This is a genomic window from Halobacillus salinus, assembly GCF_004684905.1.
GTDB lineage: Bacteria > Bacillota > Bacilli > Bacillales > Halobacillaceae > Halobacillus > Halobacillus salinus.
Genome location: NZ_SRJC01000001.1, coordinates 1280092 through 1302236 on the forward strand (window position 1 = coordinate 1280092; position 22145 = coordinate 1302236).

The following is a 22145-nucleotide window of genomic DNA, read 5'->3' on the forward strand; positions in this document are numbered from 1 at the left end:
AACTTGTTTTAACACGATACACAACAAAAAAAGCGAATAAATGTTCCCTTTTTTAATAAGGAAACACATGCGAAACACCAATTTTCCTCTATAGAAAAAAGGAAGTTTCGCATGTGCTGAGTGTGTCATTTTACTTTTTTAAGTTATGGTAAATTAATTCGTACCCTTTCTTCACGGCGCGCATTCTTATCTTGTCACGACCTCCATCAAAGTGGCATTCGTGAACTACAGGTTTCCGCTCCCCGATCTGTAAGCCTATAAACACTGTTCCAGGCTCTTTGCCCTCACTAGCCTCAGGGCCAGCTACGCCTGTGAAACTGATTGCTACATCGGCATAGAGCAGACTTTGAGCATTCAACGCCATGACTTCCGCGCACTCGTAGCTGATTGTCCCGAACTCTTTGATGATGAACTTAGGCACCTCAATAATCATTTCCTTAGTAAAGGGCGTGTAAGCTACCAAGCTCCCCTGACATACGGAAGATGCTCCCGGAAGGGAGATCATCCGTTCGGCGAATAGACCCCCAGTTAAACTTTCAGCAGAACCGACCGTCATGTTCTTCTCTTTCAAAAGATCGCGGACAGTCTCTTCGATTGTTGTGTCGTCACTACCATAATAGTACTTGCCGACTCTTGTAAGGATCTGTTCTTTCATTTTGGCAATCTTATCACTTGCATCTTTGTCAGTTTCTCCAGTAGCCGTGATACGTAGCCCTACCTCTCCGTCCCCTGCTAGAGGGGCGATGGTCGGATTCGTTTGGGAACGGATTAAATCGCTGACTTCCTCTTCAAGTGAAGATTCACCGATTCCGATAAACCGCATCATTTCTGACATAATCTCAGATTTTAATTGGAACGTTTCCTTGAAATATGGCAGGACATGCTCATTCATAAGCATCTTCATTTCTTGAGGTACACCTGGAAGGAACACCCAAATACGACCATCTACTTCTACGATCTGCCCTGGTGCCATCCCTTCATTGTTCAATAGAACTTGCGCTTGTTCAAAGACTAGTGCCTGTTTGCGGTTATTGTCTGTCATTGTCCGTTTGTTTTTCTTGTAATAATTCTCCACATTGGAAAGAGACGGCTGGTGTATGACCAAATCTTGTCCAATCAAAGGCTTGGCTGCGTCTCTTGTCATGTCATCCTCCGTCGGACCAAGTCCCCCTGTGACGATGATGACATCCGACCGATTGTGGGCTGCTTCAAAGGTTTGGAACACCCGATCATAGTTATCACCAACAACACTCTGGTGATAGATGGGCATGCCAAGGGTGGCTAGCTGCTTCGAAATCCATTGGGCGTTCGTATTAACAATTTGACCAAGAAGCAACTCTGTTCCAACAGCAATCATTTCTGTCTTCATTTGGAATCTCTCATTACGTGCCAATTTTTCTTGAAGTAATCATACCCCGACAAAATCGTAATGAACAAGGCAGCGTATAATACAATCGTCCCAACAGGGAATGACACGAAAGCAAACGGCCAGTTATGAAGTAATAAAAGAGAGATCGCCAGAATTTGTAGCGTTGTTTTCAATTTACCCATTTGGCTTGCAGCAAGGACAGTCCCTTCACCAGCTGCAACAAGTCGGAGTCCTGTAACGGCAAATTCACGACTTATAATGACGATGACGACCCATGCAGGCGCAAGTCCGATCTCAACTAGTAATATGAGTGCGGCACTCACTAATAACTTGTCAGCTAAAGGATCAAGGAATTTCCCTAAATTCGTTACTAAGTTGTACTTCCTTGCAATTTGTCCATCAATCCAGTCTGTTGTTGAAGCAATGATAAAAATCAGTGCTCCAACAAGGTGAGAGATAGGTAAGTCCCTTTCCCCCATTTCATAAGCGCCCCATTCAAAAGGAACACTCATAAGTAAAATAAAAATAGGGATGAGCATAATTCTAGATAACGTAATCTTGTTTGGTAAGTTCATTCTTTCACTCTCCTGAAAGTAGTAAAAAGCTGCCCAGAACAACGAAGAAGGAAATTCGTCTAGGTGTTCTTAGGCAGCCTCGTAGTTGTTCTCATTCACTCAAAATTCAATAAAACCTTTTGAGTATCGTGGTCATTCGGAAACGGCACAGGTTCTCCATTAATGAGAATCTTCGTATTCGGTACGCTTCCTGTTTTCAAATAAAGCTGATCTTGATTGGAAAAGTCAAGATTGATTGGAGAATCCTCTGCACTATACATGCTAGGAGGAGTCAAATTATTCTCTCCTTTAGGAGAAGTCGCTTCCAAGTAGGCCTGGCCAGTCAATTCGATTGTTGCCGTGCGCTCAGAGACGCCTGTAACCGTATAAACGTGCTCTGGGAAAGTCCCAGTGCCTTCTTGTGTCAATTCAATTTTCACCTCAGACTCAGCCGGCTCTTCAGCCTCTTCGTCGTTCGTTTCTTCTGCGGGCTTATCTGTAGATTCTTCTGCAGGCTCCTCTTCAGCCGGTGCTTCTTCGCTACCCTCTTCTTCAGAGCTCTCTTGATCAGAATCAGCCGGCAGTTCGATTGCATCATCGGTGCCATCAGTACTTGCTGGGTCATTTTCCCCACCAGAAGAATCATTCATGTTTACGAAGAACACATAGATCGCAATCGCAATGGCAATAATTACAATACCCGTCAATATACGAGGGAACAGACTTGTCCCCTTGCTCGAACTCTTCGGTTTCGACGTCTGCTGTCTAGCCCTTTGAGTCCGACTATACTTGATGATTTCTTCATCTTCATAGGAAGGAAGCTCACTCTTATGATCCTCCATGATTTCTTCGGGATTAAGCCCCACTGCTGAAGCATATTCCCGAATGAAAGCCCTTGTGTAAAACTTGCCGGGCAGCGTCTTGAAATCATTGTTCTCAATAGCATTCAAGTATCTTTTTTGAATCTTGGTCGTCTCCTGGATTTCTTCGAGCGACAACCCTTTGGACTCTCTGGCTTCTTTAAGCCTTGATCCGATATCCATCTCCATGTACAACACCATCCATCGTTTTAAAAATCAAACATAGAAAAACCATCATTCATGGACATGCTTGGTTTCTCTACCGTTTCATACGTAATTTCTTCATCTTCGTTATTTCTAAGCTCAATGATGTAGTCAAAATCCTCCATCTTATACTCTGTCTCCTGCACGAAAATATCTGGATGTTCTATCACTTTCGTAGCAGGTAAGCGCATGATTTCACGAACGAGCTGCCAATGCTGCTCGCTTGCTCTTCTCGCGGAGACAATTCCGTCGATGATATATAAGTTGTCTTCACTATACTCATCATCAATCAGCTGATTTCGAACTGTCTGCTTAAGCAAAGTACTCGAAACAAACAGCCACCGTTTATTCGCACAAACACTGGCTGCGACAACGGATTCTGTCTTACCAACACGTGGCATACCTCTAATGCCAACAAGCTTATGCCCCTCTTTCATGAACAGTTCCGCCATAAAGTCGACCAGTAACCCCAAGTCTTCCCGGTTAAATCGAAACGTCTTCCGATCGTCTACATCACTATGTATATAACGCCCATGCCTGACAGCCAGACGGTCTCTTAGTTTCGGTCTTCGCAATTTCGTCACTTTTATTGTATCCATTGTATCGAGAATAGATTTCAAACGGGTGATTTGCTCTTCATCTTTACATAACAAAAGCATTCCACGATGGGAATTCTCTACACCGTTAATTGTGACAATATTGATCGCCATCATCCCAAGCAAGGACGAGATATCTCCTAGAAGTCCAGGGCGGTTGTATTGGATTTCATATTCTAAATACCATTCTGTCTTCTCCATAGCACAACTCCTCTGGAAGTTATTGTCGAAATTTGTTTAACAAGATGGAAAACTACCTATGTATCATCATAAATGATTTTAGAGGAATAAGAAAGCATCAGCTTGTGAATTTCCGATATTTCTTGTGAATCCATACTAAAAGAAAAACCGCACAGAGTATACTCTGTACGGCCTCCCCTTACTGTTGATTGCCTTCGTTTTGAACGAGTTTGACCATCATACCAGCAATAGCTTTCTGCTCTTTGTCATCCGCTACATTCCAAAGGTCACGAAGGACAGCTTCTTGTTCGTTTTTAGCATCGACAGACGTTGCTAAATAATTACCGATTTCATAAGCCATTTCGTTAACAGTACGCTCTTCCATACCTTGACCTTGTGCTTGATGCAAGCGGTCACCTAAGAAATCTTTCCATGAACCCCAGTTATCGAGAACAGACATATCTGTTACCTCCTCTATTATTGATCGCTCTTAGTATGAGAAGATCAGGAGGATTTTATTCATGAAAAATCAAGTCCATCCACCATTCACTTTGATCGTCTGACCAGTTATGTAACTCGCTTCTTCGCTCATTAGAAAACGGATCGCACCTGACACTTCAGCAGGCTGTCCTGCCCGCCCAACCGGGATCTCTTCTGCCAACATCTGCGCTTCTTCGTCACTCAAGTGTGCATTCATCTCAGACTGTATCCAGCCAGGGGTAACCGCATTAACCCTGATGCCACTTGGTGCCACTTCCTTTGCGAGACCTTTTACAAAACTAAGCTGAGCTCCTTTAACCGAGCTATAGACGACTTCCGTACTCGCTCCCTCTTCACCGAATACAGATGAAACGACTACAATATGCCCCTTCTTATTTGAAATCATTGCTGGCAATGCTTGTTGGGTGATTCGCCATGTGGACTGTACGTGAAGATAGTAAAGTTGATCCATATCAGCGACCGACATATCTTGAAATAATCCAGTCCACGCTTGTCCGCCACAAAAAACAAGCGCATCCCACTCCTCATCCATGCCATCCAGAAAAGCTTGGATGCCTTCTGGGTGTGACAGATCTCCTTGGTATGCTCCAAGCCACTGTTCACTTGGCACTTGGTCTCGTAGCCTGTAAATTACCTGTTCATTAGAGCGATAATGGCAAGCGACAGCCCAGCCATCTTCCACAAGCTTGACTGTCGTTGCAAGGCCTATAGCCCCACTTGCCCCTATTATCAGGCAGCGTTTACGCATCTTGAGGCTTCACCTGGAATATGGAAATAGCTTCTTCTTTGATCCAATGTTGTAAATACTCATCTGCATCTTTTGGTGACAACGACTCGATGACAGGAAGTACATCAAACAAGTCACCACCTAGTGTGTGGTAGTGTGTAAACTGATTAGCGATAAATTCAAGCGAGTTCATCGCCCGCATAAACTGACCGATTTTCTTCCGTTTCATACGTGTGAAATCTTCTTCGGATATGCTTGTGTCTTTCAGTTCATGAAGCATTTCCTTGACCCGTTTTGTCATTTCATCGGGTTTACGAGTATCCCCACCAAGTATTGTGAAACCGAACTGGCGGTCAAGTTCTGTTTCGAAGGAGAAGCTGTCATCAATCAGATCATTTTTATACAGTTCTTCATAAAAAGCACCGCTACGGGAGAAATAGAAGTCTAAAATCATCTCAGACAACAACTCTGCACGAAGCAGCTCTTGACCGGATAGATCCTTGACATTTTCTTTCACACCGACCATTGCTTTTGCTGTCGTAACTGGCATCTTAATGGATTGGCTCTTCTCCGCAACCTCAATAGGTTCGTCGGGATAAGAGCGGTTGATGACAGGTGCGTCCGGGAACTCTTTAGACTGTTGGTTTTCTCGGATTAACGTCATCATCGCTTCTGGTTCTATATTTCCTGCTACGAACAACGTCATGTTCGACGGGTGATAGAATGTTTCATAGCAAGTATATAAATCGTCTTTCGTGATTTTCTGAATGGAATCAACCGTTCCGGCGATATCCACCTTCACCGGATGTTGATGGTACATGCTTTGGATCGTCCCAAAGAATGAGCGCCAATCAGGCTGGTCGTCATACATGTTTATCTCTTGTGCGATGATACCTTTTTCTTTCTCGACAGACTCTTCTGAGAAATAAGGGTCCTGTACGAAGTCAAGCAACGTTTTAACATTTTTCTCGACATGGCTCGTCGCAGAAAATAAGTAAGCCGTCTTCGTAAAGGAAGTAAAGGCATTCGCAGAGGCCCCGAGCTTCGTGAAATCCTGAAAAACATCCCGATCTTCTTTTTCGAAAAGTTTGTGCTCTAAGAAGTGGGCAATACCTTCAGGAACCGTCACTTGCTCGTCTTTGCCGATTGGTGTAAACGTTTGGTCGATGGATCCATAATTGGTTGTGAAAATGCCAAATGTTTTGGCCATTTCCGGTTTGGAAAGCAGGAACACTTGCAATCCATTATCCAATGTCTCTTTATAGACGGTTTCATTAAGCTGTTGGTACTTTAATTCTTCCACCATTATTCCCCTCCCTCTTGGCTCGTTAAGAAGTAGATCGTATCAAGTTTGACCTTATTAGCCATGCGCACGACGTCTTCTTTCGTCACCTTACGGATATTCTCCATTAACTGACTAGCAGGCATTTCAGCACCTGAGATCATTTGATGATACAACACTTCAATCAACCCGTTCGCATTGTCCATCGTTTCTTGAAGCTGATTGACTACCTGTTCTTTGGTCTCGTTCACCTGTTCCTCTGTGAAGTCCCCGTTTTTCATTGCTTCCATCTGGTCTAAAATAATAGACTTCGCCTGGTCATAATCTTTTGGATCAATTCCGCTGAATACGAGCAGCAAGCCTTTATGACTTTCAAAACGTGATGCAGCATAGTATGCCAAGCTATGTTTTTCGCGGACATTCATGAATAACTTCGAACTCGGGAATCCGCCAAAGATCCCGTTGAAGATCTGTAGGGCATAATAATCATCATCACCGAATTTAGTGTACGTACGATACCCGATGTGAAGTTTCCCTTGGTTAACTTCTTCCGGCTCGACGATCTCTTTTACGTCTGTAATTTCCTTAGACTCCGCTTTCTGGTCATTATCGACGTTCGTACTCTGAGAACGTGAGAAATACTGATCCGTCATCGTTTCAATTTGAGACTCGTCAATATCCCCGATCACATATACATCCAACAGATCGTTTGTGATCATGTTCTGGTAGTATTGGTATAGCTTTTCCGGAGTAATAGAAGCGAGGTCTTCTTGATACCCATGAACATGAAGGGAATACGGCTCTCCCTCGCACATGTTGTCCATCAACCGAACGTTCGCATAGCTCATCTTATCATCTTTGATGGATGTGATTTTTTGCTCAAGCGTCTGCTTTTCCCGGTTCACAATTTCTGGGTCGAACCCATTTCCCTCTGTCTTCGGATTAAATAATACTTGATGGAAAAGTTTCATAGCCTCTTCCAAAATCGGCTCTTGGTCATTCAAATATGCTTCATTGACCACTTCCATGCGGAAGCTGATGACATGATTCTCTCCTTTCTTGGAACCATCACTCGATAAAGCAGTACCGTAAAGGTTCTCGAACGCCGACTGCAAAGAGCGTACGTTCGGATATTCATTCGTCGCCTTCTGCAAAACGTGGGGTAACAACGCCCTTTCCGTAATCCCCTCTCTTTTTAATGGAGATTTGAATTTAGCGACAATCGTAATCGTTTTGTATTTATCGCTAGGTAAAATATGTAGACGATACCCTTGTTTAGTAGATAATTTCTCTTTTGAAACTTTCAAAGCTCTTCCTCCTCTTCGTCTTTTCTCATAGTATGGACGTAACTGGAGCACTTCATCCGTACGTCTTATGCTAAGGTATATGATTCAAAATGTAAAAAATTAAGCCCGTCACCATAATTCCTTGAAAATAGAAGAACCTGGTACTAGGTACCAGGTTCTTGTAGTAATCTATATTAGCGACTACCCTTCACATAAGGCTCTCCCAACGCTTTTGGCGCTTCCGCACGTCCGATAAATCCAGCAAGTGCCAGAATCGTCAGTACATACGGCGCAATCAATAAGAAGATTTGAGGTACATCTTCAAACAGCGGCAGACCAGAACCGAAGACACTCAATGATTGAGCGAAACCGAAGAATATCGCCGCTCCTAAAGCTCCGAGCGGATGCCATTTCCCGAAGATAACCGCAGCAAGTGCCATAAACCCTTGACCTACGATGGTAGAGTGAGAGAAGTTCAATGCTACCGTCAGCGCATAAACGGAACCACCAAGCCCACCGAACGCACCAGAGAGCATGACAGCTATATAACGCATACGGTACACTTTGATTCCATTCGTATCCGCTGCCATCGGGTGCTCACCAACAGAACGCAAACGTAAACCAAATGGCGTTTTATAAATGATGAACCACACAAGAACAGCAAGAGCGATTGCTAGATAAGAAGTCATATACCAGTCAGAGAAGAACCAGTCTCCAATAATCGGAATTTGACTTAAACCAGGAATGTCCGTTGCATAGAAAGGACGTTCGACCATATCTGTCTGCCCTTTATCGTACCATTGCTTTGTCAAAAAGAGACCAATACCGAGTGCTAAGAAGTTAATGGCAACCCCACTGACTACTTGATCGGCCCTGAAAGTGATGGAAGCTACAGCGTGTACCAATGCAAACAAGGCAGATACAGCCATTGCAACTAGAATGGATACCCAAGGAGTTGCTGCTCCGAATGTATCATAAAACGTTAAGTGGAAGACGACACCGACGAAGGCTCCCATGACCATCAAGCCTTCTAAGCCGATATTAATAATTCCGGATCGTTCACTGAATACGCCACCTAACGCCGTGAAAATCAGAGGGGCAGCGTAAACCATCGCCGCTGGAATGATGGATGCTATGATATCAATAATCCCCATTTATTTCCCCTCCTTTTTGAAACGTAAGAAAACCCAACGAATGATGTAGCTCGAAGCTACGAAGAAAATGATTAATGCGATAACGATCTCTACAAGTTCTGTCGGAACACCCGCTTCTGTAGGCATGTTCAAGGCACCGATTTTCAATGTACCGAATAGGAATGCAGCCAAAACAACACCTAGTGCAGTATTTGCACCAAGCAACGCAACCGCGATTCCATCAAATCCAATGTTCGTAAATCCAGATTTAACGTTCATATATCCAAACGTACCTAGTCCTTCCATTGCCCCTGCAAGTCCTGCAAAAGCACCTGAAATGACCATGGCAAGAACGATGTTCTTACTAACATTCATCCCAGCATATTTGGAAGCGTTCTGGTTAAATCCGACCGATCGTAATTCGAAACCGGTCGTTGTCTTATTAAGTACAAACCACATCACCGCTGCCATGAACAATGCGATGAGTATTCCGTAGTGCAAGCGAGAATAAAATGTCATACTTGCAAGCCATTCTGATGCAAGGGAAGCAGTTGGGAAAATCTCAGGCGTACGGTCTGCACCGTCCGTCAGTACACTTCTGACCATTTCGTTAGAAATATATAAGGCGATATAGTTCATCATAATGGTCACAATAACTTCGTGTACTCCAAGTTTAGCTTTCAAAATACCGGGAATGAATCCCCAGAAAGCTCCTGCCAAAGCAGCAGCTAGTACTGCAAGTGGGAGATGGATGACCATAGGAAGTTCAAAAGAAATACCGACCCACACCGAAGCTAGCCATCCTACAAATACTTGCCCCTCAACACCTATGTTCAATAGCCCAGTCCGCAACGCAAAGGCTACGGCTAGTCCCGATAGAATATAAGGTGTCACCTGTCGAATTGTTTCTCCGAAGAAATAACTGTCTCCGAAAGCACCGTTCCATAGGGCAGCATACCCTTCAACAGGATTGTACCCGAAGAAGAACATGATGATCGCTCCGGAAAGCAACCCTAATAATACCGAAATTATCGGAATTAAAATATTGATCATTCGATTGGAAAACAACATATTATTCTCCACCTGCCTTCACTGTCGTATTTCCTGCCATTAAGAGACCGAGGTCCTGTTCATTCGTCTCTTCCGGTTTGACTTCGGATACGATCTGACCGTCAAACATGACGGCGATCCGGTCACTCAAGTTCATGATTTCTTCCAATTCAAATGAAAGAAGCAGAACGGCCCTACCTTTGTCTCTTTCTTCTATCAAACGTTGGTGAATGAATTCAATGGCACCTACATCAAGACCACGGGTCGGCTGAGCAGCAATGATCAAGTCTGGAGACCGATCCACTTCACGTCCAATGATCGCTTTTTGCTGGTTACCACCAGAAAGTGCACGAGCTTTCGTGTAGGCGTCCGGTGTACGGACATCGTATTCTTCAATAAGCTCATTCGCTTTTTTATAAATATTTTTAAAGTTCATAACCCCATTTTTAGAGAAAGGTTTATCATAGTAGGATTGCAATACCATATTTTCTCCGATAGGAAAGTCAAGAACGAGTCCGAACTTATGACGGTCCTGAGGGATATGAGAGATACCCGATTGAGTTACTTTTCTTGGCGTCAAGTTGGTAAGGGCTTTATCATGAAGCTTGATTTCTCCCGACTCTGTCTTACGAAGCCCTGTAATGGCTTCGATCAACTCGGACTGACCATTTCCATCTACACCAGCGATTCCGACGATTTCTCCGGCTTTAACATCAAGGTTCAGCCCCTTGACCATCTCGACACCTCGAACGTCTTTCACTCTCAAGTCTTTAATAGATAAGTATGTCTCTTGCGGTTCTGCAGGTTTTTTCTCTGTTGAGAAACTCACTTCACGTCCTACCATTAAAGATGCCAGGTCGGTAGGGTTCGTTTCGGCAACATCGACAGTGCCAATTCCCTGCCCTTTACGAATAACCGTGCAGCGGTCGCACACTTCCATGATCTCTTTTAATTTGTGAGTAATAAGAATAATGGATTTGCCTTCCGAAACAAGACTCTTCATGATTTGGATGAGTTCTTTGATTTCTTGTGGCGTTAGAACCGCCGTAGGCTCATCGAAAATCAGAATCTCCGCTCCACGATAGAGCGTTTTCAGAATCTCGACTCGCTGTTGCATCCCAACAGAAATATCGCGAATTTTCGCTCTTGGATCCACATTCAATCCGTATCGTTCTGATAACTCCTGAACTTCCTGCTCCGCTTTCTTCAAGTTAACTCTGCCCATTTTCTTAGGCTCACTGCCTAACACAATGTTCTCTGTAACAGTGAATGTATCGACAAGCATAAAGTGTTGGTGAACCATTCCAATTCCTAATCCATTCGCTACATTCGGATCGGTAATGTTCGCTTTCTCACCACGAACGCGGATTTCGCCTTTTTCCGGCTGATAGAGGCCGAAAAGCACGTTCATCAAAGTGGATTTACCTGCACCATTTTCACCTAACAAGGCGTGGATTTCACCCTTTTTCACTTGCAAGTTGATATTGTCATTCGCCACAATACCAGGAAATTCTTTACGTATATTCAGCATCTCGATTACGTAATCCATTCGCTTCCCCTCACTCTCTTTATTTTCCAGTCGTGATCTCTCTTGAAAAAATCATCAAATGAAGAGGGCCGGAGCCGCTTCATTTGATGATTTTGCTTTATAAAAAAAGAAGGCCGGCCAAGAACCAGCCTTCTTTTTCAAACCTCTTATAGAGAATTCACGTATGTTTCAAGATCTTCACGTGTGCTTGGTACTTCTACATCGCCATTAACGATTTTCTCTTTCCACTCTTCAATTGAAGAAATGATGTCTTCTGTAAGAGCTTCTTCGTTTGTACGAGCGATGCTTACTGCATCATCAGCAAGACCATATTCCAGCACTTCCCCACCAGGGAATTCACCGTTCATGGATTGAGTAGAAACGTCCTGAACTGCGATATCTACACGCTTAACCATAGAAGTAAGGGTTACGTTTGTATCACCAACAGAACCTTCTTCGTATTGGTCACGGTCAACACCGATTACCCATACGTTTGCTTCAGGATCATTGTTCTTGATGTCTTTCGCTTGAGCAAATACACCGTTACCTGTCGCGCCTGATGCGTGGTAAATTACGTCAACGCCTTTGTTATACATGTTTGTAGCAATAAGTTTACCTTTGTCCGCTGCAGCGAAGCTTTCCGCATATTGAACGTCTACTTCGATGTCTGGGTTTACAGACTTAACACCTGCTACGAATCCAGCTTCGAACTTGTTGATCAAGTCTCCGTCAACTCCACCGACGAAACCAACTTGGTTAGACTGAGTTTTCTTAGCTGCTGCTACACCTGCAAGGAATGATCCTTGGTGTTCTTTGAACGTGATACTTGCAATGTTGTCACCTTCTGCTACTGAGTCAACGATAGCAAAGTGAGTGTCACCATATTGACCCGCTACTTCTTCGATAGCCGGTTGTAGTAAGTATCCAATTCCAAAGATTAAGTTGTAATCTTGACGTACAAGACGGTTAAGGTTGGTTACGTAATCTGAATCACTTTCAGATTGTGCGTAGTCGAAACCTTCGCCTTTAGACATTCCGTTCTCATCACCGAATGCTTGAAGACCTTCCCATGCGGATTGGTTGAATGATTTATCATCAACGCCCCCGACGTCCGTAACCATCGCAACAGAGAAGTCTCCGTTTGCCGCTTCCTCACCTGAAGAATCTTCTGATTCACCAGAATCTCCTCCGCTTGATTGATCTTCTCCACCCTCATCGGATGAACCGCAAGCTGCTAATACAAGTCCAAGAGACAATAAAAGTGCTAACATGACAAACCAACGATTTTTAAACAAGTAAATTACCCCCTAATGTTGTTTAAGTCATACAAATTACAGTAATAGAACCAAACGTGATTAGCGTGAAGCCTCACCTCCCTAAAGTTCATCACATTGAAAGCCCTTACACTCTTTTTCGTAAAACGTGGAAGCTGAATTTATCTGCTCGGAAGTAGTTCGAGGATAGTAACATTGGCACATCATCCTCTGAATAGTGCATCTGCTTCAGCAATAATAAAGCTTGATCAGGCTCACAATTCAAAACGGGAGAGATTCGTTCGTGGTATCCGATCGGTTCGATGTGCGTAACAGCATATCCGATCCGCTTTCCTGTGAAATCTTCTAATGTTCTGAACAATGAATCCGCTTCGCGTACATGGTCGATCGGGATCAATTCTTCCGGAATCTTATCTACGCAATAGACGACCGGTTGTTCGTCAGCTGTTCTGACACGCTCCAGTTTTGCCAAGTTATGTAGTTCTAATGGAGCGAATCTACGCTTGTCTTCTTCCGTAGCTTCTACTAAATCAGCCGATAAATACTGAGAACCCGGAGTCATCCCTGAATCTGCAATCATGCCAGTGACACTGTTTAACTCTTCAATCCCTGAAGTGAACAATGGTTTCGGATTGACGAAGGTTCCGACTCCGTGCCTTCTCGTGACAACTCCGTCTTCTTCTAATATTCTCAATGCTTCTCTTAATGTTGCCCGAGAGACGCCTAAAGATTTAGATAATTGAAATTCGGAAGGAAGTTTCTGTTTTTCTAAATAGATACCGTTTTCAATGTCTCGTTTGATTTGTTCGATCACCTGTAGATAAAGGTGACGTGTATCTTGCCTAATCGACATACTATTCACTCCAAGTCCTAATGAGCTTCGATCGTAAAGAGATCTGACATCTGACGTTCGACACATCATATTTCGAAATTAATATAACACTTTTCTGAAGATAAATAAATAGAATCAGGACATTTTATTAGATTTTGTCACTAGATTTGACGAAATGTAAGCGTTTCTTGATTTTATAGGGGTATTTTTTCACTACAAAAAGGAATAGTATTCCATATAGTGTGCCATAGGTTTGGTAGGGATGATATTGGGGAAATCGATGAATTCAATATATGTTCTATTTAATAGCAAGGTGAAATCTCTGCTAAGAAAAAGACCCAAAGGTTATCTCGCACCTTTGGGTCTGGTTTTCATAAAATGCTAGTTTTCAGGAAGATTGTTCTTCGGTCTGGGAAACTAAGACGGACCTTGGTTTACTTCCTTCATAAGGACCGACAATACCGTTGTCTTCCATCGCGTCGATTAAGCGCGCAGCTCGTGTATAACCTACTCTGAATCTCCTCTGGATCATCGAAACACTCGCACTCTGCATCTCGACAACCATTTGGACTGCCTCCGGATATAAGTCATCATCGACTTCCTGTTTGACCTCACTCTCTTCCTCTGGAATCATTTCTTCTTGATACTGGGCTTTTTGTTGTTCCACACAGAAGTTTACAACGCGTTCCACTTCATCATCGGAAAGAAACGCACCTTGCACCCGGGTAGGCTTATTTGCTCCGACTGGTGTAAAGAGCATGTCTCCGCGCCCAAGAAGCTTCTCGGCTCCCCCAGAATCCAAAATGGTTCTGGAATCCGTTTGAGAGGAGACACTGAAAGCGATTCGTGATGGAATATTCGCTTTAATCACTCCAGTGATTACGTCAACAGACGGACGCTGTGTTGCGATGATCAAATGGATCCCAGCAGCTCGTGCCATTTGAGCAAGTCTTGTGATCGCATCCTCTACCTCGTTAGAAGCGACCATCATTAAGTCAGCAAGTTCGTCAACGAGTACGACAATATACGGTAATTGTGGCTGTGAGTCTTCGTTTTCTTGGTTGTGTTTTTTGACGTACTCGTTGTAGCTTTCAATATTACGTGTACCTGTATCAGAGAAGAGATCGTAGCGCCGTTCCATCTCAGAAACGACCTTCTTCAAAGCACGGGACGCTTTCTTAGGATCAGTCACAACAGGTGCGAGTAAATGCGGAATGCCGTTATAGACATTGAGCTCGACTTTTTTCGGATCGATCATCATCATTTTCACTTCGTGCGGCTTCGCCCGCATTAAAATACTAGTGATGATCCCGTTGATACACACACTCTTACCACTACCTGTGGCACCGGCGACAAGCAAGTGTGGCATTTTGTTCAGTTCGGACATGACGGCTTCTCCAGAGATGTCGCGGCCTAATGCAAAGCTCAACTTAGACTCAGGCTTCGACTTACCGGTTTCTAGAACTTCGCGTAGTGATACCATGGACACTTCTTGGTTCGGCACTTCGATTCCGACGGCAGATTTACCAGGAATGGGTGCTTCAATCCGAATATCCTTAGCAGCGAGAGCCAGCGCTAAATCATCATTCAAATTGACGATTTTACTAACTTTGACCCCTACATCAGGATATACTTCATACTTGGTAACAGCAGGGCCGACGTGGACCTTTGTCACTTTTGCTTTCACTCCGAAACTTTGGAATGTTTTCTCGAGCTTTCGCACAGTTGCCTGGATATGAGATCTTCCCTGACTTTGAGGATTTGAACTCGGCTCGTCCAATATCTCTATCTTCGGTAATTGATAATCCAAGTTTTCATGCTCGGCTGTAGGCATCGATTTCTCAAGACTTGTTTCTTCTTGAGATGTATTTGATTCAGCTGTTTTCTGTTTATCTTCTTGTTGTACCTCGGTCTCTGCATTATAACTCGTATGATCGGTGAAGTCCTGAATGATAGGTTCGTCTTCTTGAGCGACCTCATCTTCCACTTCTGTACCTGCTACATCAATGACTTTCGTATCTTCTGTCTCTGTATCAAGCTGTTTTTTCTCTTGGCGCTTTTCTTTCAAACGGGAGTACTGTTCGCTCCCAACCGTCTTCATGCGGGCTCCTACTTTTGCCAGTACATCTCCGAGCGATTTTTCACTCACGAACACTACACCGATAAGGAATAAAAAGATCGAAACGATCGCTGCACCTGCTCCAGAGAATAAGTAATACGTCACAGAGAGAAGCAGTGCACCGATTAGTCCGCCTCCAATACTGTAGAAAGAACCCTCCCCACGCATCATCATGGTCATACGATCCCACGTCATAGCAAGTATAGATCCTTCGCTTGCAGCTAGTTCATCAGCAAGTGTCTGAAGATGAGTAAACAACAATAGAGCTGTCAACATAATATAAAGTCCAATAAGTCGCTTATGTAAAAAGAAAGGCCACTTTCTCTTGACCATCAAATAGATTCCTACAATTAAAAAGAAAATCGTCGCAGTGAAATACCAAACGCCGAAAATAAACTGCCATAACCGTTCCAATCCACCAGGGATAGCTCCATCACTTATAGCAGATGCTCCGCTTCCAAACACAGCGAGAAACAAAAAGAGTAGTCCGACAAGCTCAAATTTCACATTTTCTTTTACCCCGGATTTCTTTTTTGTTTTACGCTTCTTCTTAGCCATAACTTTCACCTCCAGGTTGTTATATAATCTTGAAAACAGCGAGAGGCGGGACAATGCCCACCTCTACTGAATGAAGTCCATCACAGCTGTTTCTATTATACCATTGAACCTTTCTGGTTACGAGTCTAACCAATGACCTGGTTGAAGCTCTGGGTCCATGTAATGAGCAGGGTCAGTAGACAGTACTTGGACAATCTGTTTCCTGCCATCCCCTGCATCCAGACATTTTACAGGACAGTTTTTATGTTGATGATACACCATCTTCCCTTCCTCTTCTCGAGGGAAAATATCATGTTCACTTAGTGGAGTGTATAGAATCATTGGATCACCTGATTCTCAGACCCTTTGTTCTTTTGGATCATTTCCGTCAATTTCTCCATTGCTTCCTTTACGCCTCCGACGGCGTCGATGAGCCCATGATCAACCGCTTGTTGTCCTACAACGTTCGTTCCGATATCACGCGTCAGGTTCCCTTTTGCAAACATAAGCTCTTTGAACTTCTCCTCTTCGATATTCGAATGCCTTGTTACGAAGTTCACGACACGATCTTGCATCTTGTCCATGTATTCGAACGTCTGCGGAACACCGATTACCAACCCTGTCATCCTGATCGGATGGATAGTCATCGTTGCAGTCTCCACAATGAAAGAGTAGTCAGCCGAGACTGCAATCGGCACTCCGATTGAGTGGCCACCACCAAGGACGATAGAGACGGCTGGTTTCGATAAGGAAGCGATCATTTCTGAAATCGCGAGTCCCGCTTCTACATCTCCCCCTACGGTATTCAACAACACGACTAGCCCCTCAATCTTTGGGTTTTGCTCAATCGCAATTAATTGAGGAATTAGATGCTCGTACTTTGTTGTCTTATTCTGAGACGGGAGTTGGACGTGACCTTCAACCTGTCCAATTACAGGGAGTACATGAATATTGGAATCTGCAGGCTGTGGTACGGAGGATTGACCCAACTGCTGTATTTTATCGACAATGGTTGATTTGGACTGATCTTGCTTTTCGTCTTGATTCGGTGCGTCTTTCATGTTCATCGCTAACGACCCCTTTTCACTCTTTTCCCGTAGTATGAGTTGAACCGCTTACTCTCATACAAAAATCGTTCCATAACATCAAAGACCAGCGGATCGTTCCGCTGGTCTTTGATCAAATGCTTTTTAGAGTATTTTGTAACACCTTTTGCTCTTCATCAGTCAAAGGTACAAGAGGAAGCCTTACACCTCCGGTATCGATTCCAACTGTATGAAGAGCCGCTTTAACTGGTGCAGGGGATGGAGCTTGAAACATAGCGTGAAAAACAGGTCGCAACTTCCGATGAAGCGCTGCCGCTTCCTTTGTCTTACCTTGTGAGAATAGAGAAAGCATGTTTTGCATTTCGTTTCCGATGATATGAGAAGAGACAGAAATAATACCCTTAGCACCGATTGCGAATGCAGGAAGCGTCAAATGATCATCCCCGCTGTAAAGACTGAAGTCATCAGAGGTCCCCTCGATTATTTCTGCCATCCCATCCAGGTCACCTGTCGCCTCTTTTACCGAGACGATGTTAGCAACTTTGGAAAGTGAGATAATGGTTTCCGGTTCAATTCGGACCACTGACCGACCAGGCACGTTATACACCATAACCGGAAGCCTTACAGCCTCTGCAACCGTTCTGAAGTGATGGTAAAGCCCTGATTGATTCGGCTTGTTGTAATAAGGTGCCACAATCATCAAGGCATCTACTCCCGTTTGCTCCGCTTTCTGTGAAAGCTCAATGGATGCTTTTGTGTCATTACTACCCGTTCCGGCAATTACAGGAACTCGACCATTGACGGTTTTGACGACGTGATCCCACAAACTTACTTTCTCTTCTACGGTAAGGGTCGGGGACTCTCCTGTCGTGCCGGCTACAACCAATCCATCTGTACCATTTTTCAGTAAATGCTCAATGAGTATGGTCGTTGAGTCAAAATCAATGGATTGATCGGCATGAAACGGTGTCACCATAGCAGTCAACACTTTGCCAAAATTCATGATGGTACTTCCCCTTTCACCGATTCTTCATCTAGTTGGAACACTTCATGTAAGGCATTAACCGCTGGAATGAGATCCTCTTGCTTGATTAAAACCCAAATGGTCGTGTGTGAGTCTGCTGATTGGAGAATCTGCACACCAGCCTCTGTCAAAGCATGAACAATCATGGCAGTTACACCAGGAAGACCTGCGATGCCAGCACCTACTGTGGAAACCTTGGCACAACCATTATTCATCTCCGGTTCATACCCTAATGCCTCCAATATTTCCCTCGCTTTTTTTTCAAATGCTTCGTGAATAGTGTAGACGACTCCGCTCGGGGAGATGTTAATGAAATCTACTGATATGCCCGCAGAAGCCATCGATTTGAAGACATCTGATTGTAGTTTGGATGGATCTTCTTTGGATTGTACCTTAATTTGAGTGAGACCTACCATATGGGCGATGCCCGTCACAGCCCTCTCCTTCATTTCTTGGGCACGTGATTGTTCTGTTGTACCGGTTACAAGCGTTCCTGGAAGTTCAGAGTAGGTAGATCGGACCCGAATGGGTACGTTAGCATACATAGCGATTTCAACCGCCCGGGGGTGGATGACTTTTGCTCCTTGATTAGCCAAATGGCAAATTTCATTGTACGTTACCTCATCTAATGCTCGAGCTTTTTCCACCACTCGAGGGTCTGCTGTCATAATGCCATCTACGTCTGTAAAAATGTCGATATACTCAGCAGATAAAGAAGCACCGAGCGCTGCAGCGGTTGTGTCGCTTCCTCCGCGACCTATCGTTGTCGTTTCCCCTTGGCGAGTCTGACCTTGGAAGCCAGCTACGACAACTACATCATAGGTTTCCAGTTCCTTATGAATGCGAGATGGATTCATCTGAATAATTTTTGCTTTCGTGAAATCATTGTTGGTTAAAAATCCGGCTTGAGCACCGGAGAGAGATACCGATCGTATTCCAGACTGGTTAAGTTCATGGGCGAAAAGTATAGAGGAAATGGTTTCACCACAGGACATAAGAAGGTCCACCTCCCGTAGTGATGCGGATGTGTTAGGGTAATCAATCAAACTTAACAATGTATCTGTAGCATAGGGACTGCCTTTTCTCCCCATAGCAGAGACAGTGACAACTACTTTGTAGCCTTCATCTAAGGCTCTTTTTATATGGGCCCTCGCCCGGGAGCGGCTTTCGACATCCCGGACGGAGGTACCTCCAAATTTTTGTACTAGCAGCTTCATCAGGCCACCTCAATTTTGTAAGGTTATAGCCAGCCGTTCGCTAACACTCGCTCAGCGATTTGGACACTATTCCATGCCGCTCCTTTTAGAAGATTATCGGATACGACCCATAGATGGAATCCGTTCTCTTGGTCGAGGTCTTTGCGAATTCTGCCGACAAACACATCTCGCTTCTCGGCTGCACTAAGCGGAGTAGGATACGTCTGCGTCGAGGGATCGTCTTCGAGAACGATTCCAGGCGCATTGGCCAGCAGGTGCTTCACATCTTCGACGGAAGCCCCTTGTTTCTCTACTTCAATATATACACTTTCGGCATGAGAAGTGAAAAATGGCAGACGCACACAAGTTGCGGCAACCGATAGTTCTGGTAAGTGCATGATTTTTTTCGTTTCGTTGATCATCTTCATTTCTTCAAATGTGTAGCCATTTTCTTGGAACATATCTATTTGAGGGAGCGCATTAAATGCAATCGGATAATGCTTTTCATCACCTTTCACAGGAAGAAGGTTTGCTTCCAACTCTTCCCCGTTCAAGAAAGATTGAGATTGAGCTCGTAATTCTTCAGCTGCTTCGTTTCCTGCTCCTGATACTGCCTGGTAAGTCGAGACAATGACACGGCTAAGTCCGAGTGACTTTCGAACCGGTTCTAGCGCAGCAACCATTTGGATGGTGGAGCAGTTAGGATTGGCGATGATCCCTTGGTGATCTTTAATATCCGCCTCGTTCACTTCCGGTACAACAAGGGGTACTCCTTCCGCCATCCGGTAAGCACTTGTGTTGTCGATGACAAGAGCCCCGCGCTTAACCGCTTCTGGTGCAAGCGATTTAGAAACGGATCCCCCTGCTGAGAACAAAGCGATGTCCACCCCTTCAAAACTCTCGGGTGTTGCTTCTTCTACGACAATGGTCTCGCCTTTATATTTAGCCTTCGTACCGGCGGATCGACTTGAGGATAATAATTTCAGTTGGTTGACCGGGAAGTTACGATCCTCTAATGTTTCAAGCATCTTCTGCCCTACAGCCCCGGTCGCGCCGACAATTGCAATATTATACGTATTTGATGAACTCATGTGATGTACCCCTCTCCATTGTGACAATGTTTCGAATTATTTAATAGGTCACTATTTTTGTCATTCTATCACAATTCCTAGTGCATCTGGTAGAAAAATTGCATTAATTCGGATAACGCTCGATGAGTACAGGTTGATGTTGTTTTCCTTCCAAGGCCGCTTCGATCGTCTGTGGAATTAAAGTCATGTCAGCCACAAGTGAATTCGGCTTCTTATAAGGATGATCTTGACCTAACGGAACAAAATATATATTTTTCGTAGCCATCAGTCGCATAATGTTTACACCGTTCAACCCAAGTGCATCATTGGTCGAGACAGCCACCACGACAGGGCTTTCGTTCCGCAAGGTGGCCTTAGCAGCCATCAATACCGGTGAGTCCGTGAGGGCGTTTGCGAATTTACTTGTGGAGTTACCTGTTAAAGGAGCAATTACCATACAATCTAACGGTCGCTTCGGACCAAGTGGTTCTGCATCAGGGATCGACAAGATCAGTTCTTCGCCTGTAATCTTCTTGATGGTTTCCAGATGCTCAGCGGCATCTCCAAAGCGTGTGTCCGTTTTTTGTACGGTATAGGATAGAACGGGCACAACGGTTGCCCCCATATCCACCAACTGCTGCATAATAGGAAATACTTCATGATACGTACAATGAGAACCGGTTAAACCAAACCCGATTGTTTTCCCTTTTAACTTACTCATGTACATTCTCCTTTCGAACCTTCTCTTTCAAAATACGGCACATTACATCAGCTATAATGCGACCGGCAGTTTTCGGTGCTACGATACCAGGGAGTCCTGGCGCAAGAATAGCTTTTATACCTCGTTTCGTTGCAAAATCAAAATCAGTTCCACCAGGTTTAGAAGCCAAGTCAACAATAAGTGCATGGGATGGAAGCTGTTTAATGACATGCTGATCTACAACCAAGTGAGGAACTGTATTGATCAGGATATCGCACTCTAAGTCTTCTTCATCGAGTTGATTCATATCTATAGGAGTAAGCCCCATTTCATAAACACGTGCAATAGCTTTTGTCGACCTGACTCCTACCGACACATCTGCACCGATGTGGTCAAATATTCTAGCAAGACTCATCCCTACGCGACCAAGTCCCAAAACAATCATCTTTGATCCATGGATTGTATAATCCGTATGTTGTATAACGAGCATAATTGTCCCTTCCACCGTAGGAATCGAGTTATAAATGGCAACATCATCCCGATCCATGAGGGGATGCAAGGTACGATTTACTTTCTTCATGAGGTCTGTTAAATATGAATTGGTGATTCCCGTAAAAACCTGACAATGTTCAGGGGTTTGCCTCAACCAGTCTTCTGATAATGTTATTATGCGGTTGGAGAAGATACCGTCAATCTGACCAAGATCATCTGTCCCTGGAACAGGCAGAATGATTGCATCAAGCTTCTTTACTTGATCCGATTCAAACTCCAAATCCGTCGCCTCTGTGAAACTCTCATTTAACTGATCGAACCCGGCAATATATACCGTGGCATTCCATTCGTTAAGTCTTCGAATGATCTCAATCTGCCGGGCATCGCCCCCAATGACCGCTACGTGATATCCTGTTAGCATGCCGGATGTCTCCTTTTCTGTGATCTTATCTCTTTGTATCCTATGCCGGAGACGGTAGTTAGTGATTTGGTTTTCGTGAAAAGGCAGGCAAGTTCCAATAGCATAAGAAGTACCACTCGTTTTACACCTTTAAATAAGCCATAAGAACAAAAAACACCTCCATT

Annotated in this window: 21 protein-coding genes; all 21 read right to left on the bottom strand. The window is 44.1% G+C overall.

Annotated features, from left to right (window positions below; translation table 11 throughout):
• Nucleotides 1-130 precede the first annotated feature (130 nt).
• The 21 genes from E4663_RS07015 to dpaA all read right to left on the bottom strand — a co-directional run bounded on the left by E4663_RS07015 (nt 131) and on the right by dpaA (nt 21981).
• Entirely contained in the window at nt 131-1369 is a 1239-nt protein-coding gene (locus tag E4663_RS07015; RefSeq protein ID WP_135327084.1) for a competence/damage-inducible protein A, read from the bottom strand.
• Nucleotides 1366-1944 (bottom strand): CDP-diacylglycerol--glycerol-3-phosphate 3-phosphatidyltransferase, encoded by a 579-nt coding sequence (gene pgsA, locus E4663_RS07020; RefSeq protein WP_079480124.1) that lies wholly within the window; start codon nt 1942-1944, stop codon nt 1366-1368. Before pgsA ends, E4663_RS07015 begins: the two co-directional genes overlap by 4 nt.
• Nucleotides 1945-2039: 95 nt before the next feature.
• Nucleotides 2040-2972: a helix-turn-helix domain-containing protein gene (locus E4663_RS07025; protein ID WP_206663477.1), complete on the bottom strand. Its 933-nt coding sequence runs from the start codon at nt 2970-2972 to the stop codon at nt 2040-2042.
• A 20-nt stretch (nt 2973-2992) separates the two neighbouring features.
• Complete coding sequence (locus E4663_RS07030) at nt 2993-3784, bottom strand: DUF3388 domain-containing protein (protein WP_135327086.1); 792 nt, start codon at nt 3782-3784, stop codon at nt 2993-2995.
• A gap of 178 nt (nt 3785-3962) precedes the next feature.
• Nucleotides 3963-4223, bottom strand: coding sequence for a DUF3243 domain-containing protein (locus E4663_RS07035; protein ID WP_079480127.1), 261 nt, complete (start codon nt 4221-4223; stop codon nt 3963-3965).
• A 69-nt stretch (nt 4224-4292) separates the two neighbouring features.
• On the bottom strand, nt 4293-5012 hold the full coding sequence (gene ymfI / locus E4663_RS07040; protein ID WP_135327087.1) for an elongation factor P 5-aminopentanone reductase: 720 nt from the start codon (nt 5010-5012) through the stop codon (nt 4293-4295).
• Nucleotides 5005-6294, bottom strand: coding sequence for an EF-P 5-aminopentanol modification-associated protein YfmH (gene yfmH, locus E4663_RS07045; protein ID WP_193554838.1), 1290 nt, complete (start codon nt 6292-6294; stop codon nt 5005-5007). The genes ymfI and yfmH overlap by 8 nt, the downstream gene beginning before the upstream one ends.
• A 2-nt stretch (nt 6295-6296) precedes the next feature.
• Nucleotides 6297-7580, bottom strand: a complete 1284-nt coding sequence (gene yfmF, locus E4663_RS07050; RefSeq protein WP_135327089.1) for an EF-P 5-aminopentanol modification-associated protein YfmF — start codon at nt 7578-7580, stop codon at nt 6297-6299.
• Between the two features lie 173 nt (nt 7581-7753).
• Nucleotides 7754-8713, bottom strand: coding sequence for an ABC transporter permease (locus E4663_RS07055; protein ID WP_135327090.1), 960 nt, complete (start codon nt 8711-8713; stop codon nt 7754-7756).
• Nucleotides 8714-9745 (bottom strand): ABC transporter permease, encoded by a 1032-nt coding sequence (locus E4663_RS07060; protein WP_421803489.1) that lies wholly within the window; start codon nt 9743-9745, stop codon nt 8714-8716.
• Nucleotides 9746-9764: 19 nt separating this feature from the next.
• Entirely contained in the window at nt 9765-11291 is a 1527-nt protein-coding gene (locus E4663_RS07065; protein WP_135327091.1) for an ABC transporter ATP-binding protein, read from the bottom strand.
• 146 nt (nt 11292-11437) lie between these two features.
• Nucleotides 11438-12541: a BMP family lipoprotein gene (locus E4663_RS07070; protein WP_135327585.1), complete on the bottom strand. Its 1104-nt coding sequence runs from the start codon at nt 12539-12541 to the stop codon at nt 11438-11440.
• A 130-nt stretch (nt 12542-12671) separates the two neighbouring features.
• On the bottom strand, nt 12672-13397 hold the full coding sequence (locus E4663_RS07075; RefSeq protein ID WP_079480133.1) for a GntR family transcriptional regulator: 726 nt from the start codon (nt 13395-13397) through the stop codon (nt 12672-12674).
• Nucleotides 13398-13764: 367 nt separating this feature from the next.
• Entirely contained in the window at nt 13765-16053 is a 2289-nt protein-coding gene (locus tag E4663_RS07080; RefSeq protein ID WP_135327092.1) for an FtsK/SpoIIIE family DNA translocase, read from the bottom strand.
• Between the two features lie 117 nt (nt 16054-16170).
• Nucleotides 16171-16374 carry a YlzJ-like family protein gene (locus E4663_RS07085; protein WP_079480135.1) on the bottom strand — a complete coding sequence of 68 codons (204 nt, stop codon included), beginning with the start codon at nt 16372-16374 and terminating at the stop codon, nt 16171-16173.
• A complete protein-coding gene (locus tag E4663_RS07090) occupies nt 16371-17099 on the bottom strand; it encodes a ClpP family protease (protein ID WP_168927330.1) in 729 nt (242 codons plus the stop codon). The genes E4663_RS07085 and E4663_RS07090 overlap by 4 nt, the downstream gene beginning before the upstream one ends.
• Before the next feature lie 112 nt (nt 17100-17211).
• Nucleotides 17212-18081 carry a 4-hydroxy-tetrahydrodipicolinate synthase gene (dapA, locus tag E4663_RS07095; protein ID WP_135327093.1) on the bottom strand — a complete coding sequence of 290 codons (870 nt, stop codon included), beginning with the start codon at nt 18079-18081 and terminating at the stop codon, nt 17212-17214.
• Nucleotides 18078-19319, bottom strand: coding sequence for an aspartate kinase (gene dapG, locus E4663_RS07100; protein WP_135327094.1), 1242 nt, complete (start codon nt 19317-19319; stop codon nt 18078-18080). The genes dapA and dapG overlap by 4 nt, the downstream gene beginning before the upstream one ends.
• A gap of 23 nt (nt 19320-19342) precedes the next feature.
• Nucleotides 19343-20389, bottom strand: a complete 1047-nt coding sequence (asd, locus tag E4663_RS07105; RefSeq protein WP_135327095.1) for an aspartate-semialdehyde dehydrogenase — start codon at nt 20387-20389, stop codon at nt 19343-19345.
• A gap of 103 nt (nt 20390-20492) precedes the next feature.
• Nucleotides 20493-21089 (bottom strand): dipicolinate synthase subunit B, encoded by a 597-nt coding sequence (locus tag E4663_RS07110; protein WP_079480139.1) that lies wholly within the window; start codon nt 21087-21089, stop codon nt 20493-20495.
• Nucleotides 21082-21981: a dipicolinic acid synthetase subunit A gene (gene dpaA / locus E4663_RS07115; protein WP_135327096.1), complete on the bottom strand. Its 900-nt coding sequence runs from the start codon at nt 21979-21981 to the stop codon at nt 21082-21084. The genes E4663_RS07110 and dpaA overlap by 8 nt, the downstream gene beginning before the upstream one ends.
• Between the last annotated feature and the right edge of the window lie 164 nt (nt 21982-22145).